Here is a 14,085-nt window from a genome sequence, read left to right as displayed (position 1 = left end):
CTGATAATACTGCACCTTTCAGGTGTGGAAACGTAGGTCTCTGCCAGCTCTTGAGTTTTGTTTTTACTTTTTACTAAGCCTTTATCTATAACAACTTTTCTCTTGTTATTGATATGGGCTTTTTTTTTATCTACCCCTTTCTTACCTCCTCTTTTCTTTATTACTTTTTTGTATTTATCTATATTTTTCGACACTTTTTAATTTGTATATTTTTTATAGTTTTATAAATTTTTATCATATTTTATACACATAATTAATTTATTTTTTTTTCATAATTAATATCTTTGTAAATTAAAAAATTTTAGGTTATAATTGGTTCAAATATGAAAAAGAGGAGACATAATGCCTAATATCTTAAGTGATTTAGTTGTTTTATATGTAGAAGATCAAAAAGATGCACAAAGTGAGTTAAAACATATTTTTGACAAAACTTTTAAAAAAACTATTGTTGCAAATAATGGTGAAGAGGGGCTAAAACTTTTTCTAAGTCATAAAAAGAGAAACTATAATATAGATGTTGTAGTCTCAGATATTACAATGCCTAAATTAAATGGTATTGATATGATTAAACAGATAAAAAAATATGATAATAATGTAAAGTTTGTTTTAACAACTGCATATACTGAGGTTGAATATTTACTTGATGCAATTGAGTTAGGAGTTACTGCATATATTGTAAAGCCTATTGATATAATGAAATTACTTGAAAAGATAGAATCAGCATATAAAGATAAAATTGATAATACTAAATTGAATAAAGTTATTTCAAAAATGAAAGAGCATAATATTAATAATATTGATGACTTTTTTTCTTTATTAAATGAAAAGCCAGAATCTAATAATGATAATATAGTATTAGCAGATGGTTTTAGATATAACAATAAAAATAAAGTACTTATAAAAGATGGGAAAACTATTACTTTAGTAAACCAAGAAATTTTATTATTAGAATACTTTATGAACAATCCTAATAGAGTATTAACTTATGAAGAGTTACTAGAAGCTATTAGTGTAAATACTACAAATACAAGTTTGAATAATTTAAGAACGGTAATTAAATCTTTAAGAAAGAAATCCTCTAAAGATCTAATAATAAATCTATCTGGTGTTGGATATAAAATGATACTAGAATAGTTTGAAAAAAGAGTCTTCTTTTCTCAAACTAAGAATATTCTTATATAATTTTTAAAAAAATCACATATAAAGTAATAATATACATTTAACATTATATAATTATATATATTAGTTTAGGAGGATTATCATGCCAAATAAAAAACAAATAGAAGAATTAAAAGAAATTTTATTGTTAAGAAAAGAGACTCTTTTAAAAAGTATCAGTAATAATAGAGATAATATTGATCTTTTAAAAGATCAAGATGTAAGAGAAGATTTAGAATCTGCAGAAATTGTATCTGGATCTTTTACTGAAGGTATGATAGTTAATCATCAAGGTAAAGAGTTAAAAGAGATTGAATTAGCTCTAATGAAGATGAATAATGGAACATATGGTATATGTGATATGTGTTCAGTACAAATTCCCATTGGTAGATTAAGAGCAAAGCCTTATGCAAAATATTGTACTGAATGTAGAACGGCATTTGAAAAAGAAGAGAGTAGAAATATTAAATGATACAAAGAGAATTTAACTTAGAAAAACAAATTGATTTTAGTTTTTCTCAAAATGAGTATGATTTTATTGTTAAAGAAATACCCATTGATTTTTCAAAAAAAGGGAATTTTTTAATTTTAAAAATAAAAAAAAGAAATTTATCAACTTGGGATATGATTGAAAGCATATCTAAATATTTAAGAATTGAATTAAATGAAATTGGATATGCAGGATTAAAAGATAAAAATGCAACAACAACACAATATATTTCTATTCCTAAAAAGTATGAAAAAGAATTAAAAAACATAAGAAGTAACAAGATTGAAATAAAAGAGATATTTTTACATGATAAAAAACTAAATATTGGTGATTTAAAAGCTAATAGATTTATTATTAATTTAAAAGATATTGATTTTATAAAATTAAATCAAATAGAAAAAATTGTTAAAAAAATTTCTAAGATTGGAATGCCCAATTATTTTGGTTTTCAAAGATTTGGAAAAGATTGGGAAAAAAATATTGAAAAAGCAAAAGAATTAATTAATGGTGATTTTCATATAAAAGATAGAAAATTAGAAAAGATGTTATTATCTGGATATCAAAGTCTATATTTTAATTCTTGGTTAGTTTATAGATTAAAATTAAATAAAAATGACTTTGAGTTATTAGATGGAGATATTTTTCATAATTTAGAAACAAATAAATATTTTACTTCTAAAAAAATCGATAACAATATAAAAAAAGATTTTGAAAATAAGAAAATTGTTCCGACAGGATTACTTCCAGGTAACAAAGTATTTAGGTCTATTTTACAATCAAGATTAATAGAGCAAAAGTTTGATAATAATGAAATATATGAAAAAGGGTATAGAAGAGATGCTTTGATTTTCCCTGAAATAAAAAATATTAATTATAAAAAAGAAGAAAAAATTTGTACTTTAGATTTTATTTTATCAAAAGGTTCTTATGCAACAGTATTTATAGAAAATATAGCAAATAAAAATTTTAATTTTTAATGCTATTTTCTATTTTTGATGACAGATCATCTATTATTTCATTAAATATAATATTTTCATTTACTACAAAACTGTATGGTTTATTACTACTATTTTTACTTAATCTATTGTATTTAAAAGTATCAATAAGCTTATTTTTTCTATATAATTCAAATTTTATATTTAAAATTGCGTAAGTATTATTATTTTCCACCTTATTATAAATTTTATAAATATGCGTATCTAACTGATAAGTTGCTTTTGATTTGTTAGGATAAATTAGAGTTGTTTTAAATAAGTTATTTTTATCAAATGCATTCATAATTTCTTGATGAATAATTGAGCTAGGCAAATCACTCCAGCAATTTTTTAAATACGCTTGTAATTTATACTCTTTTGTACTATAAAGCATATCTTTAGTATTAAAAATTGGATTAATTGTAGGTTTCTTTATAATAATACTATTATTAATTGTTTTATATTCATTTTGACTTTTATATTTTATTGTATATTTATTTAATGTATAAGTAGTTTGTTTGAAACTACAAGCATTAAATGAAAGTGCAATAAGTAACATTAAAATTAGATTTTTCATTTATTCTCCTGGACCTAGATTTTTTATTTGTTTTTTAAATATTATATCACTTGGGCTATCTGATAATTTTTCTACTAAATTTTGTGTTTTTGTAATTGTACTTTCTAAAGTATCTAATGTATTATTTAATTTAAAAAAACTATCTTTGGATATTGCTTTTATATCATATGTACCTTTTTTTATTTCATTTATTAATGATGTAGATAGTAGTTCGACTTTTAATGCTGCATTTTTTACTTCTGTTGCTGCATTTGACATATTCTCAAAAGAATCAGTTCCTTTTTTTGTAATCTTATTTATATTGTCTAATAGTATATTTAATGTTTTTTCTTTTTTTATAATAAAATTAGAGAATTTCTCTACATTTTGAGAACTTTTTTCCGTATTAGATAATATATTCGAAATTTTATTCAAATTCTTATTATTAAATAAAGTATTCATCTGTATTAATACTTTATTTATCTGTTTAGAAATATTCTCAGTTGAGTTTTCCAATGATGCAAAGACTGAAATTCTTGTTTTTATAACTTTTTCTCCTTGTTCATTTTCTTTTAAAAGTTCAGAATCTTTTGTTCCTCCCTTTAACTCAATATATTTTAATCCTGTTAAACCTAATGTTCCAAGTGTGGCATAGTTATTTTGTTTTATTGGGGTATCTTTATTTACGGTTATATCAATTTGTATTTGTTCAGAATTATTAGGATTAATTTTAATATCTTGAACATAACCAACTTCTACTCCTTTAAATTTTACTGGAGAGTCAACATTTAACCCAGATACAGATTCATTTATGTATATGACATATTTATCTGATTTTACATTTTCTAATCCAATTTTACCAAGCCAAAATGTAAATGCAAGAAGTAGTATCAAAAAGGAAATAACAAATATTCCTATTTTATAAAAATTAACTTTAGTATCCATTCTTTTCATCCTTTTTTATTGTAAGAAAATCATTTAAAAAAATATCATTTTTATTTAATGCAGTTGTAATATCCCCATTAAATACTATATTTGCATCATTTATTATAATAAATCTGTCCAAAGTATTTTTTATAGTTTTTAAATCATGGGTAATTATAATAATAGTAAGATTTAACATTTTTTTCAAATTTAAAATAAGTTCGTTAAATTGGTCAGCGCTAGAAGGATCAAGTCCACTTGTAGGTTCATCTAAAAATAGAACTTTAGGGTCAATTGCTATTGCTCTTGCTAATGCAACTCTTTTTTTCATCCCTCCACTTAATTCTGAAGGATAAAGATTAGCATGTTCTTCTTTTAATCCTACAAGTTTTAAATTTGTTAGTGCAACTTCTTGAATAAGTTCAATTGGTAAATTTGTATATTCTTTTAACATAACTTCAATATTTTCTAATACATTTAAAAAAGAGTATAGTGCTCCAAACTGAAAGAGGTAAGAGAAATTATTTTTTATTTCTAATGAATCTTTCATAGTAATATTTGAAATATTTTTATTTAAGAAAAATATTTCGCCTTCTTGAATTTCTTGTAGCATTACAATTTGTTTTATTAAAGTAGTTTTACCTGATCCACTTCCTCCTAAAACACCAAAAATTTCACCTTGATTTACTTGAAATGAAATTTTGTCATGAATAACTCTATTCCCAAATTTTGTAGTAAGATTATTAACTTTGATAATGCTCATTTACATACCACTTTCTGTTAAGATTACTGAGAAAATTGCATTTAATGCAATTACTGTAAAAATAGCATTTACTACACTAATTGTTGTATATTTTCCAATACTAATAGTATTGTTTTGTACTTGGAATCCTCTATAGCATCCAATAATTGCAATAACCATACCAAAAATTGATGATTTAATTATTCCTATTAAAAAGTGTTTTAACGCAACTTCTTGATACATTCTTGTAATAAATTCATAAAAAGTTATTTTTAAATCAAAAAAGGCTACTAACATTCCTGCAAAAATACCAATCATATCTGCAAAAAATACTAATAGAGGTAAAGATATAAATAGTGCAAATACTCTAGGTAGAGTTAAAAATATTGTAGGTTCAAAACCCATTGTTTTCATGGCATCAATCTCTTCAGTTATTTGCATTGCACCGATTTGTGCTGTATAAGAACTTGCCGTTCTACCTGCAATAACAATTGCAGTAAGTAATGGAGCTATTTCTCTAAACATTGAAATACCAACCATTTCAACAATATAAATATTTGCTCCAAATTTTTCTAATTGTACAGCACCTTGATAAGCAATTACTAAACCCACTAAAAACGAAGTTAATGCTACAATTGTAAGTGCACTTATTGCAGAACTTTCAATTGCTTTTAACATCTCTTTAAATCTTATTTTTTGTGGGTTTAAAAGAGAATAAAAAAAGAAAAAGATTAATTTTCCAAAGAAAAATAAAAATTGATTAAATTCGGTAATTCTTTCATAAGTAGATTTACCAATTTTTTCTATATAATTTAACTCTTTTCTTTTTTTTACTTTATCAATAGATGTATAATATTTTTTATAATATTCTATTTGTTTTAAAAACTTATCATTATTAATTAAAGTTGTATTTTTTAAAGATATAAGATATATTGTAGCAATAGAATCAATTTTTTCTAAATTTTGTAAGTCTAATTCTAATGAATTGTAATTGGTTTTTTTTATATATTTTGTTAAAGATATTAAGTTAGATTTATTTAAATTGCCATGTAAGCAAATTTTTAAAGTTTTATTATTTAAAGTTGGTTTGAATTCAAAACTTTGCAAACATTAACCTTTTTTATTTATATAATTATTCTATAATCTTTTAACTAAAATAAAAGATATAGAATAATATAAAAGAAGGGTAAAGTTTTATTTTACAGTGAAATATTCATTATTTATATAAAAAGTATTTCCTATTGATATTACTTTATCTTCTTCATCAAATGAAAAATCGTAGATTTTATCAGAATTAAAATCATTACTAATATTGATTAAATAACCTTGTGATTCAAGGGCATATAACGAATCTCCATATGCTAAAGCATATATTTTTGCATATTTATATTTTCTTCTATTTTGTACGTTTAGTGAAATATCTGTTTTAATTATTTGTCCATCAATAGTTGCAATATAAATATCATTATTATGTGAAATTATATCTCTAATACTATATTTTTTAAGGTTAACTGCACCTGCACCAACAGATACAACTTTATTCGAAGATGCTGCAATTAAACTATCATTTACAACATTTAAGAAAATTATATTATTAAACTTTCCATCTGCATCAACAACAATTGTTCTAATAACTTTATTTGTTCTTGCATTTACAACAATAACTTTACCATCTAAAGTAGGAAATAAAATTAGATTTCCCATAAAATATGGATTTGCAATTCTTGTGTCATTTGCAAGTGATTTAGAGTAGTACTCTTTCATCAATATTTTTTTAGCTTTTGTATCATATAAAGCAATTGAATTATCCATAAAAACTAAAGCCAAAATGTTATCTTTTAGTGTTGCTGCAACAACACCTGTTTTAAATGAAAATTCTTTATTATTTAAAAGAACTTTTCCTAAATAATTTGTTGAGATATAAGTGTCTTTACTCAAATTAATAAACTCAAAGCCTTCTGGAAGTTTAATTTTTGAAACACCTTTTTTTGTAATTACTTCACCATTTTCTAATGTAGCTCCATCTTTATTAAAAGATAAAATATCATCATCAAGTGAAGTTGTTGTTGCTTCATAATCACCTACAGTATCTTCTACTTCAAAATATTTTTTACTAGAACAACCAGTAAAAAGAAGTAGAGATGTTAAAAGTATTAAGAAATATTTCATTTATTTTCCTTATTATTTTGTAAGTAAATAGTGATTTAAAATTTTCACTAATTCATATACTTTTGATTCTTTTGGAATAAGTTTTAATGTTGCTTTAGCATCAGTATACTTACCACTTTTTGTTTCTAATAATGCTTTATTAAATAGTGCAAACTCTTTTAATAAAAAATCATCTTTCATTGATATATCATTAAGTTTTGATATATTTTTTTCTTTTAATGCTTTTTCATATTTAGATATTGCTCCAAAGAACATTACATCAACATCAGCATTTTTCCCAGCTTTTTTTGCTTTTAAGTATAAAGCAACTTCATAAAGTTTTTTATTTGTATCTTTTAATGTTTTTAAAGCATCTTTATTATTGAAGTCTTTAAGAACTTCTTCAAATGCAATATTTGCTTTTATCTTATTTTGACCATCAAAATAATTTTTTACATTTATACCAATAACTGCAACAATGATTACTATTAGAAGAGTAATTAGTAATATTTTGTATTTTTTGTAAAATCTTTCTAGCTTTACAAAACTTTCAAGAAATTTTTCTTCACTATCTAATTCATTTTTTACAAAATCAACATTCTCTTTTAAACTCATGAGTTTCCTTTTGAAAAATTAGTTAATATGGTACAAAAATTTTTATAAAATCTTACTTTTATGAAAAGTTCAATATAATACTACTCTTATACAAACAAACAAAAAGGTTGATAATGAAGAAATTCCTATTAGCTTCTTCAATTGCTCTTATATTCTCACAAGCTGCATTTTCACAAGAGCAAAAAGAAGAGTTACCAAAAAGTAGATTTGAATCATTAACAAAATTAACACAAGTTATTGGTACTGTTGAAAAGTATTATGTTGATGATTTAAAACTTCAGGAGATTGTAAACAAAGCAATCAAAGGTTTGATGGAAGAGTTAGATGCCCATTCAACTTTTTTAGATAAAAAATCTACAAAAGAGATGTCAATTCAAACAAATGGGGAGTTTGGAGGGTTAGGTATCACTGTTGGAATGCGTGATGGTGCATTAACAGTTATTTCACCAATTGATGGTACACCTGCAGATAAAGCGGGAGTTAAAGCAGAAGACATCATTCTTAAAATTGATAATAAATCAACATTAAATATGACATTAGAAGAAGCTGTTGGATTAATGAGAGGGAAACCAAAAACAAAAATTGATTTAACAGTTGTAAGAAAAGGTGAAAATAAACCTTTAAAAATTACTATTGTTAGAGATATTATCAAAATCGATTCAGTATTTGCAAAAACAATTAATAAAAATTTATTATATTTAAGAGTTACAAGTTTTGATAAAAATGTTGCAAGTGGATTAACTAAAGCATTAAATGAACATAAAAATACAAAAGGTATTATTTTAGATTTAAGAAATAATCCTGGAGGACTTTTAACACAAGCTATTGGAACAGTTGATCTTTTCGTAAATTCAGGTGTTATAGTATCTCAAAAAGGTAGAGATGCAACAGATGAAGAAAAATATTATGCAAAAAGTTCTACTACATTAACTGATGCTCCTATGGTAGTTTTAGTAAATGGAGGTTCAGCATCTGCTTCAGAAATTGTTAGTGGTGCATTACAAGATCATAAAAGAGCTGTACTTGTTGGTGAAAAAACTTTTGGTAAAGGTTCTGTTCAAGCAGTATTACCAATTGTAAAAGATAGAAGTGAAAATATTAAATTAACTATTGCAAAATACTATTTACCAAGTGGAAGAACTATTCAAGCAAAAGGTATTACTCCTGATGTTATTGCTTATCCAGGTAAAACTGTTTCAGGCAAAGACAATGAATTTCAAATAAAAGAAGCTGATTTGAAAAAGCATTTAAAGGGAGAATTAGACAAAGTATCTAAAGTAACTAAAAAAACTAAAGATGATAAAAAAACTAAAGATGATAAAAAAACTAAAGATGATAAAAAAGTTATTACAAAAGAGGATATTGCTAAAGATAATCAATTAAATTCAGCAATAAATATTTTAAAAAGTTTAATAATTATGAATAAATAATGGAGATATTATGACTATAGAAAAAATTATTTCGCTTGGTCTTTGGCCAGAAACAAAAAAAACTACTGATAAAAAAGGGATTAAAGAACTTGAGGATTTAGGTTATCATTTATTTTATATAGGTAAAAATGCTGATCTTTATACTTGTCCAGGCGAAGATGCAAAAGTACTATTAGTTAGAAGTGATAGATGTTCTGTATTTGATATTCCTTTAAATTTACAAATTGAAAAAAAAGGTATTTTACAAACTGCAATTTCTAATCATGGTGCAGAGTTTGCAAATAAAGAGGGAATAAGAACAGCAATTTTAAGTGAAAAAGTTGATCAAAATTTAGAAGTAGCTCCAAGATGTCAATTAATGGAACTATGTAAAGCTTTAGAAGCTGAAATTGATGGTGAAACAGTTCAATTTGAATTAATTTTTAGAAATTATTTAACAGGCTCACTTTTTGATGCTTGCCAAAATGGAAAAGATCCATATGGGTTAGAGTTACCATCAAATTTACAACAATGGCATAAATTTGAAACTCCAATTTTTACTCCTACAACAAAAGGTGTAAAAGATATTCCTTTACATTCATCGAAAGTAAGAGAAGTTTTTCCTGAAATTATTTCAAATTTAGAAAAACTATTTAAAAACTTTACATCTTATGCTAATGAAAATGGAATTATAGTAGTTGATACAAAATTTGAAGTATTTGTAAACTCTAAAGGTGAGTGGGTTCTTGGTGATGAAGTATTAACACCAGAAAGCTCAAGATTTATTTCTAAAGAAAATTTTGACAATGAAGATTATATTTCTATGGATAAACAAATTCTTAGAAATTTTGCAAAAGAAAATCATTGGAAAGAAAAAGCTAAAGATTTAAAACCTGGAGAAAAACTTGATGTTGAAGTTCCAAATTCTATAAAAAATAAAATATTAGAAGGTTACACTACTATTTTAAATAGATTAAAATAGTTTATAATAATAAATAGTATCTAAAACTGCTAAAGGTAGTTTTAGATATAATTGCAAAAAATTAATTGAAGGTAGTAAATGAAAGCAATTGTAAATGTAGCATTAAAACAAGGTGTTTTAGATGATCAAGGTAAAGCAACTCACCATGCTTTAGATACATTAGGATTCAAAGATATTGTTAAAGATGTAAGAATTGGTAAACAAATTATTTTAGAATTAGACTCAAAAGATCAAAAAGAGGCTAAGTCTGAAGTAGAAAATATGTGTGAAAAACTTCTTGCTAATACTGTAATTGAAGATTATAGTATCGAACTTATAGGTTAGTAATGATGAATGTAACAGTATTACAATTCCCAGGTACAAATTGTGAATATGATACAAAGTATGCTTTTGATAAATTAGGGTGTATTGTAACTATTCTTTGGCATAAAGAGACTAAATTACCAGAAAATACAGATTTATTAGTAATCCCTGGTGGATTTTCTTATGGTGATTATTTAAGAAGTGGTGCAATTGCAAGATTTGCAAATATCATGGATTCAGTTCAAGAATATGCTAAAAATGGTGGAAAAATACTAGGAATTTGTAATGGTTTTCAAATTCTTTTAGAAGCAGGACTATTACCTGGGGCTATGAAAAGAAATTCATCTTTAAATTTTATTTCAAAATATAATAATTTAAAAGTGATAAATAATGACAATGCATTTTTACAAAAACTAAATTTAGGTGAAGTTGTAAATATCCCAATTGCCCATCATGATGGAAACTACTTTATTGATGAAGATGGATTAAAACAGCTAGAAGAAAATAATCAAATACTTTTAAAATATTGTAATAAAGATGGTGAAATAGAAAATGTTAATGGTTCTGTTTCTCAAATTGCAGGTATTTGTAATAAAAATAAAAATGTATTTGGTTTAATGCCACATCCTGAAAGAGCAATCGAAAGTTTATTAGGTTGTGATGATGGTGTTAAAATGTTGCAAGGATTCTTAAAATAATTAAGAAAAGATAGTACTTACTATCTTTTCTTTGAATAAAGAGTAAATATGAAAATTTTATTACTACTAACAATGATTTTTCAATTGTGTTTTTCTAATATTGAGTTTACTAAAGAAGAAAAACCAGTTTTCCAAGAAGATACTTACAAACGATTAAATACTCAAAATGAAGATGAAACTTTTTCAAATACTTTAGATTATTTGAATGAAGAAGATGTAGAAAAAGTGCCTACTTCGAAGAACCTATATTTGTCATATATTGATTTTCCAAAAAATATTTATAAAAATCAAAGATTTGAAATTATTTTAAAAGCACTTATAACAACTGATGATTTTGATAGAATAGAAACAAGATTTGTTGATGCAAAAAATATGAATGTTTTAAATCCAAAAGAACCTTGGATGGCAGTTGATAAAAATAGTTTTGAAAATAGATATTTTTTTAAAGCATATGAAAAAGATTTTATATTACCAACTTTTCAAGTTTTATTATATAAAAATGATCAATTAGTTGATTTTGCATATTTAAAACCAAAAGAAATTAGATTTTCAAAATTAGCAAAAGGTGATAATACTTTTTCTAATGTAATTGCAAAAAGTTTAACAATAAATACACACAAAACAAAACAATATAATAATAAGCAATTATTAACAATTTTAGATATTGATGCAAAAGAATCAAATTTAGAAGATTTTTATTTAAAAGAGTTTTCAAAAGATCAAGGTATTTCTAGTATTGAAGATAATTATCCAAATCAACATATTTTATATTATGTTGTTGCTCCTATATATAAAAAGAGTCTAAAGTTTACATATTTTAATACTCAAATAAATAAATTTAAAACTATTTCGATTCCTTTAACTTTAGAAAATGAGTTAGTAAGTACACAAACAGATTTAAATCCTAATAATTCAAATTATGAGTTATATAAAAAAATTGCACTTTTAGTAGTTCTTTTAATTTTTATTATTTTATATATTTGGAAGAGAAAATATACATATTTAGTTATATCTTTAATCTTAATTGCATTAGCTATATTATATTTAATGCCTAACAAAAAAGTTGCATTAAAAGATGATACATTAGTTTATATTTTACCAACAAAAAAATCAACAGTTTTCTTTGAATTAAAACATCCTCATATAGCAGAAGTCTTAAATAAAAAAAGAGAATTTTTTAAAGTTATGTTTGATAATAATGGAAAGAAAATTATTGGATGGGTAAAGGAAAAGAACATTGGCGAGAATTAGAGCATTATTAGTTGTTATACAGTTTTCAATTACTGTAGCAATTACTATATTTTTCATGTATTCATTTAGAAAACATGCACATAAAGTTATAAAAATATGGATGAAATTCCAAGTATTCTTTTTGGGAATTAAAATAGAAGAAGTTGGTAAACTTGATGAAAGTTGTGATATGCTTCTTTTAAATCATCAAAGTATACTTGATATAATTGTAATGGAGTATATTCACTCTAGAAATTTAGCATGGGTTGCAAAAAAAGAGATTACTGATTTACCATTTTTTGGACATATTATAAAAGCTCCTAGAATGATATCTATTGATAGAGAAAATAAAGCAGGTTTAATAAAACTATTAAAAGAATCAAAGGATAGATTATCAAAAGGAAGACCAATTGCAATTTTCCCAGAAGGGACAAGAACAAATGGTAAAAAACTTTTAAAGTTTAAATCAGGAGCAAAAATAATTGCTAATAAGTTAAATTTAAGAATTCAACCAGCAGTTTTAGTAAATACAAAAAATATTCTAGATTCACAAAAATTGACTTGTAATCCAGGTATTGTCAAAATTATATATTTAAAGCCTGTACAAGCATCAAAAAACACTGATTGGTTTGAACAATTAGAGAATGATATGAGAAAAATAATAGAAAACGAAAGTAAGAATAATGAGTTTTAATTGGCAAACAATATTTGCAATTGGTTGTGGTGGTTTTTTAGGTGCAGTTGTAAGAGCTTATGCAATTCATATAGTTAATAAACATATTCCATTAGAGTTTCCCTTGGGAGTATTAGCTGTTAATGTTGTGGGTAGTTTTATAATGGGAATTATATTTGCAATATTTGCACACTTTACTTTAAGTGAACATTTAAAAGTTTTTTTAACTACAGGTTTTTTAGGGGCACTTACGACATATTCAACATTTGCAATTGAGACATATTTTTTATTTGAAACTTCATTAGTAATAGCAATTGCAAATATAGTTCTCAATGTTGTTGGAACTATACTTGCTGCAGCTTTGGGTTATAAATTATTACAGTTCTTTTTAGTTAATCACTATTAATTAATAAGAGTCTGTAAACTCTTTTATTTCCCTAACTTTTTTTACTACATTATCATATAAAGCGTCTGGCATATATGGTAGTAATGAAATAAGTTCATCAATTTTATCTTTATTTGTTTTATAAGTATAGATTTTTTCTACTTGTTCTGTCATTGCTTGTTCCCAATGACATAAATCTTCGATTCTATTTTTGATTAATTCTAATTCATTTTTAGATAGATCTTTTAAAATATATTTTAAATATCTATTTCTATTGTTAGAATTATCTTCAAATAGTTCTTGTTCTGCAACATTTAATGCTTCTGCTATATAAGGAATAAAATCAGCTTTTATTGATGATGTTCCATTTAAATATGCATATATTGATGAAACAGATGGCGCTTCACCTAATCTATTAACTTTAGGGTTCACTGCAAGTAATCTTGCAGCAAACTCTTTTTTCGTCATCTTCTTTTCTTTTAGTATTTGATTGATTCTTTCAAAAATCTCCATTTTAAACCTTTTTGTATTTTTATAAAGTGTCTTACAGCTAAACTTAATATAATATATCTAAGTAGAAATTTCATATAGTTTAATTGTAGAAATTAATTTCTATTTTAATCCTAAATTTTATTATATAATAAAAAAGTAAATAAAAATTTATTTTGATTAATTATTTATAAAATTAATTATATTAAATAATTATATAGAAATAAATTTTCATTATACGACAATATATCGACTTAAATACGACAAAATAAGCCTTTTTAAAAAATAATAGCATTTATATAGTAATAT

General features: G+C 24.0%; 18 protein-coding genes. 10 read left to right on the top strand and 8 right to left on the bottom strand.

What is annotated here, in order from left to right:
• The coding region (locus CRU93_RS14380; protein WP_258238934.1) for a hypothetical protein at positions 1-194 on the bottom strand (194 nt) is incomplete at its 3' end.
• A gap of 148 nt (positions 195-342) precedes the next feature.
• Here CRU93_RS14380 and CRU93_RS13425 point away from each other — a divergent pair.
• From CRU93_RS13425 to CRU93_RS13415, 3 genes are all read left to right on the top strand, one after another.
• The gene (locus CRU93_RS13425; RefSeq protein ID WP_129104701.1) at positions 343-1,134 is read left to right on the top strand and encodes a response regulator transcription factor; all 792 of its coding nucleotides are present in this window, start codon (positions 343-345) and stop codon (positions 1,132-1,134) included.
• A 127-nt stretch (positions 1,135-1,261) separates the two neighbouring features.
• Positions 1,262-1,630, top strand: a complete 369-nt coding sequence (gene dksA / locus CRU93_RS13420; RefSeq protein WP_129104700.1) for an RNA polymerase-binding protein DksA — start codon at positions 1,262-1,264, stop codon at positions 1,628-1,630.
• The gene (locus tag CRU93_RS13415; protein ID WP_129104699.1) at positions 1,627-2,625 is read left to right on the top strand and encodes a tRNA pseudouridine(13) synthase TruD; all 999 of its coding nucleotides are present in this window, start codon (positions 1,627-1,629) and stop codon (positions 2,623-2,625) included. Before dksA ends, CRU93_RS13415 begins: the two co-directional genes overlap by 4 nt.
• On the opposite strand, the gene CRU93_RS13410 is transcribed toward CRU93_RS13415, so the two are convergent.
• The 6 genes from CRU93_RS13410 to CRU93_RS13385 form a co-directional block, all read right to left on the bottom strand.
• Complete coding sequence (locus CRU93_RS13410; RefSeq protein WP_129104698.1) at positions 2,615-3,199, bottom strand: ABC-type transport auxiliary lipoprotein family protein; 585 nt, start codon at positions 3,197-3,199, stop codon at positions 2,615-2,617. The genes CRU93_RS13415 and CRU93_RS13410 overlap by 11 nt on opposite strands.
• Positions 3,200-4,123, bottom strand: a complete 924-nt coding sequence (locus CRU93_RS13405; RefSeq protein ID WP_164967692.1) for an MlaD family protein — start codon at positions 4,121-4,123, stop codon at positions 3,200-3,202.
• The gene (locus tag CRU93_RS13400) at positions 4,113-4,865 is read right to left on the bottom strand and encodes an ABC transporter ATP-binding protein (RefSeq protein ID WP_129104696.1); all 753 of its coding nucleotides are present in this window, start codon (positions 4,863-4,865) and stop codon (positions 4,113-4,115) included. Before CRU93_RS13400 ends, CRU93_RS13405 begins: the two co-directional genes overlap by 11 nt.
• Positions 4,866-5,951 carry an ABC transporter permease gene (locus CRU93_RS13395; protein ID WP_129104695.1) on the bottom strand — a complete coding sequence of 362 codons (1,086 nt, stop codon included), beginning with the start codon at positions 5,949-5,951 and terminating at the stop codon, positions 4,866-4,868.
• An 87-nt stretch (positions 5,952-6,038) separates the two neighbouring features.
• Positions 6,039-7,013 (bottom strand): hypothetical protein, encoded by a 975-nt coding sequence (locus CRU93_RS13390; protein ID WP_129104694.1) that lies wholly within the window; start codon positions 7,011-7,013, stop codon positions 6,039-6,041.
• 12 nt (positions 7,014-7,025) lie between these two features.
• Positions 7,026-7,607 carry a tetratricopeptide repeat protein gene (locus CRU93_RS13385; protein ID WP_129104693.1) on the bottom strand — a complete coding sequence of 194 codons (582 nt, stop codon included), beginning with the start codon at positions 7,605-7,607 and terminating at the stop codon, positions 7,026-7,028.
• 113 nt (positions 7,608-7,720) lie between these two features.
• Here CRU93_RS13385 and CRU93_RS13380 point away from each other — a divergent pair, with 113 nt between their 5' ends.
• The 7 genes from CRU93_RS13380 to crcB all read left to right on the top strand — a co-directional run bounded on the left by CRU93_RS13380 (position 7,721) and on the right by crcB (position 13,308).
• Complete coding sequence (locus CRU93_RS13380) at positions 7,721-9,037, top strand: S41 family peptidase (RefSeq protein ID WP_129104692.1); 1,317 nt, start codon at positions 7,721-7,723, stop codon at positions 9,035-9,037.
• Positions 9,038-9,047: 10 nt separating this feature from the next.
• On the top strand, positions 9,048-9,998 hold the full coding sequence (locus CRU93_RS13375) for a phosphoribosylaminoimidazolesuccinocarboxamide synthase (protein ID WP_129104691.1): 951 nt from the start codon (positions 9,048-9,050) through the stop codon (positions 9,996-9,998).
• A 78-nt stretch (positions 9,999-10,076) separates the two neighbouring features.
• Complete coding sequence (gene purS, locus CRU93_RS13370; protein WP_129104690.1) at positions 10,077-10,322, top strand: phosphoribosylformylglycinamidine synthase subunit PurS; 246 nt, start codon at positions 10,077-10,079, stop codon at positions 10,320-10,322.
• A gap of 5 nt (positions 10,323-10,327) precedes the next feature.
• Entirely contained in the window at positions 10,328-10,999 is a 672-nt protein-coding gene (gene purQ / locus CRU93_RS13365; protein WP_129104702.1) for a phosphoribosylformylglycinamidine synthase I, read from the top strand.
• 48 nt (positions 11,000-11,047) lie between these two features.
• The gene (locus CRU93_RS13360) at positions 11,048-12,250 is read left to right on the top strand and encodes a hypothetical protein (RefSeq protein WP_129104689.1); all 1,203 of its coding nucleotides are present in this window, start codon (positions 11,048-11,050) and stop codon (positions 12,248-12,250) included.
• Entirely contained in the window at positions 12,237-12,923 is a 687-nt protein-coding gene (locus tag CRU93_RS13355) for a 1-acyl-sn-glycerol-3-phosphate acyltransferase (RefSeq protein ID WP_129104688.1), read from the top strand. Before CRU93_RS13360 ends, CRU93_RS13355 begins: the two co-directional genes overlap by 14 nt.
• A complete protein-coding gene (gene crcB, locus CRU93_RS13350; RefSeq protein WP_129104687.1) occupies positions 12,913-13,308 on the top strand; it encodes a fluoride efflux transporter CrcB in 396 nt (131 codons plus the stop codon). The genes CRU93_RS13355 and crcB overlap by 11 nt, the downstream gene beginning before the upstream one ends.
• On the opposite strand, the gene CRU93_RS13345 is transcribed toward crcB, so the two are convergent.
• The gene (locus CRU93_RS13345; protein WP_129104686.1) at positions 13,309-13,800 is read right to left on the bottom strand and encodes a helix-turn-helix domain-containing protein; all 492 of its coding nucleotides are present in this window, start codon (positions 13,798-13,800) and stop codon (positions 13,309-13,311) included.
• Positions 13,801-14,085 lie beyond the last annotated feature (285 nt).

The sequence above is a fragment of the Arcobacter sp. CECT 8985 genome (genome assembly GCF_004116495.1).
In the GTDB taxonomy this organism is placed as follows: Bacteria; Campylobacterota; Campylobacteria; order Campylobacterales; family Arcobacteraceae; genus Malaciobacter.
Note: the sequence above shows the minus strand (reverse complement) of the source record. Positions and strands in the feature narration are given on the sequence as shown.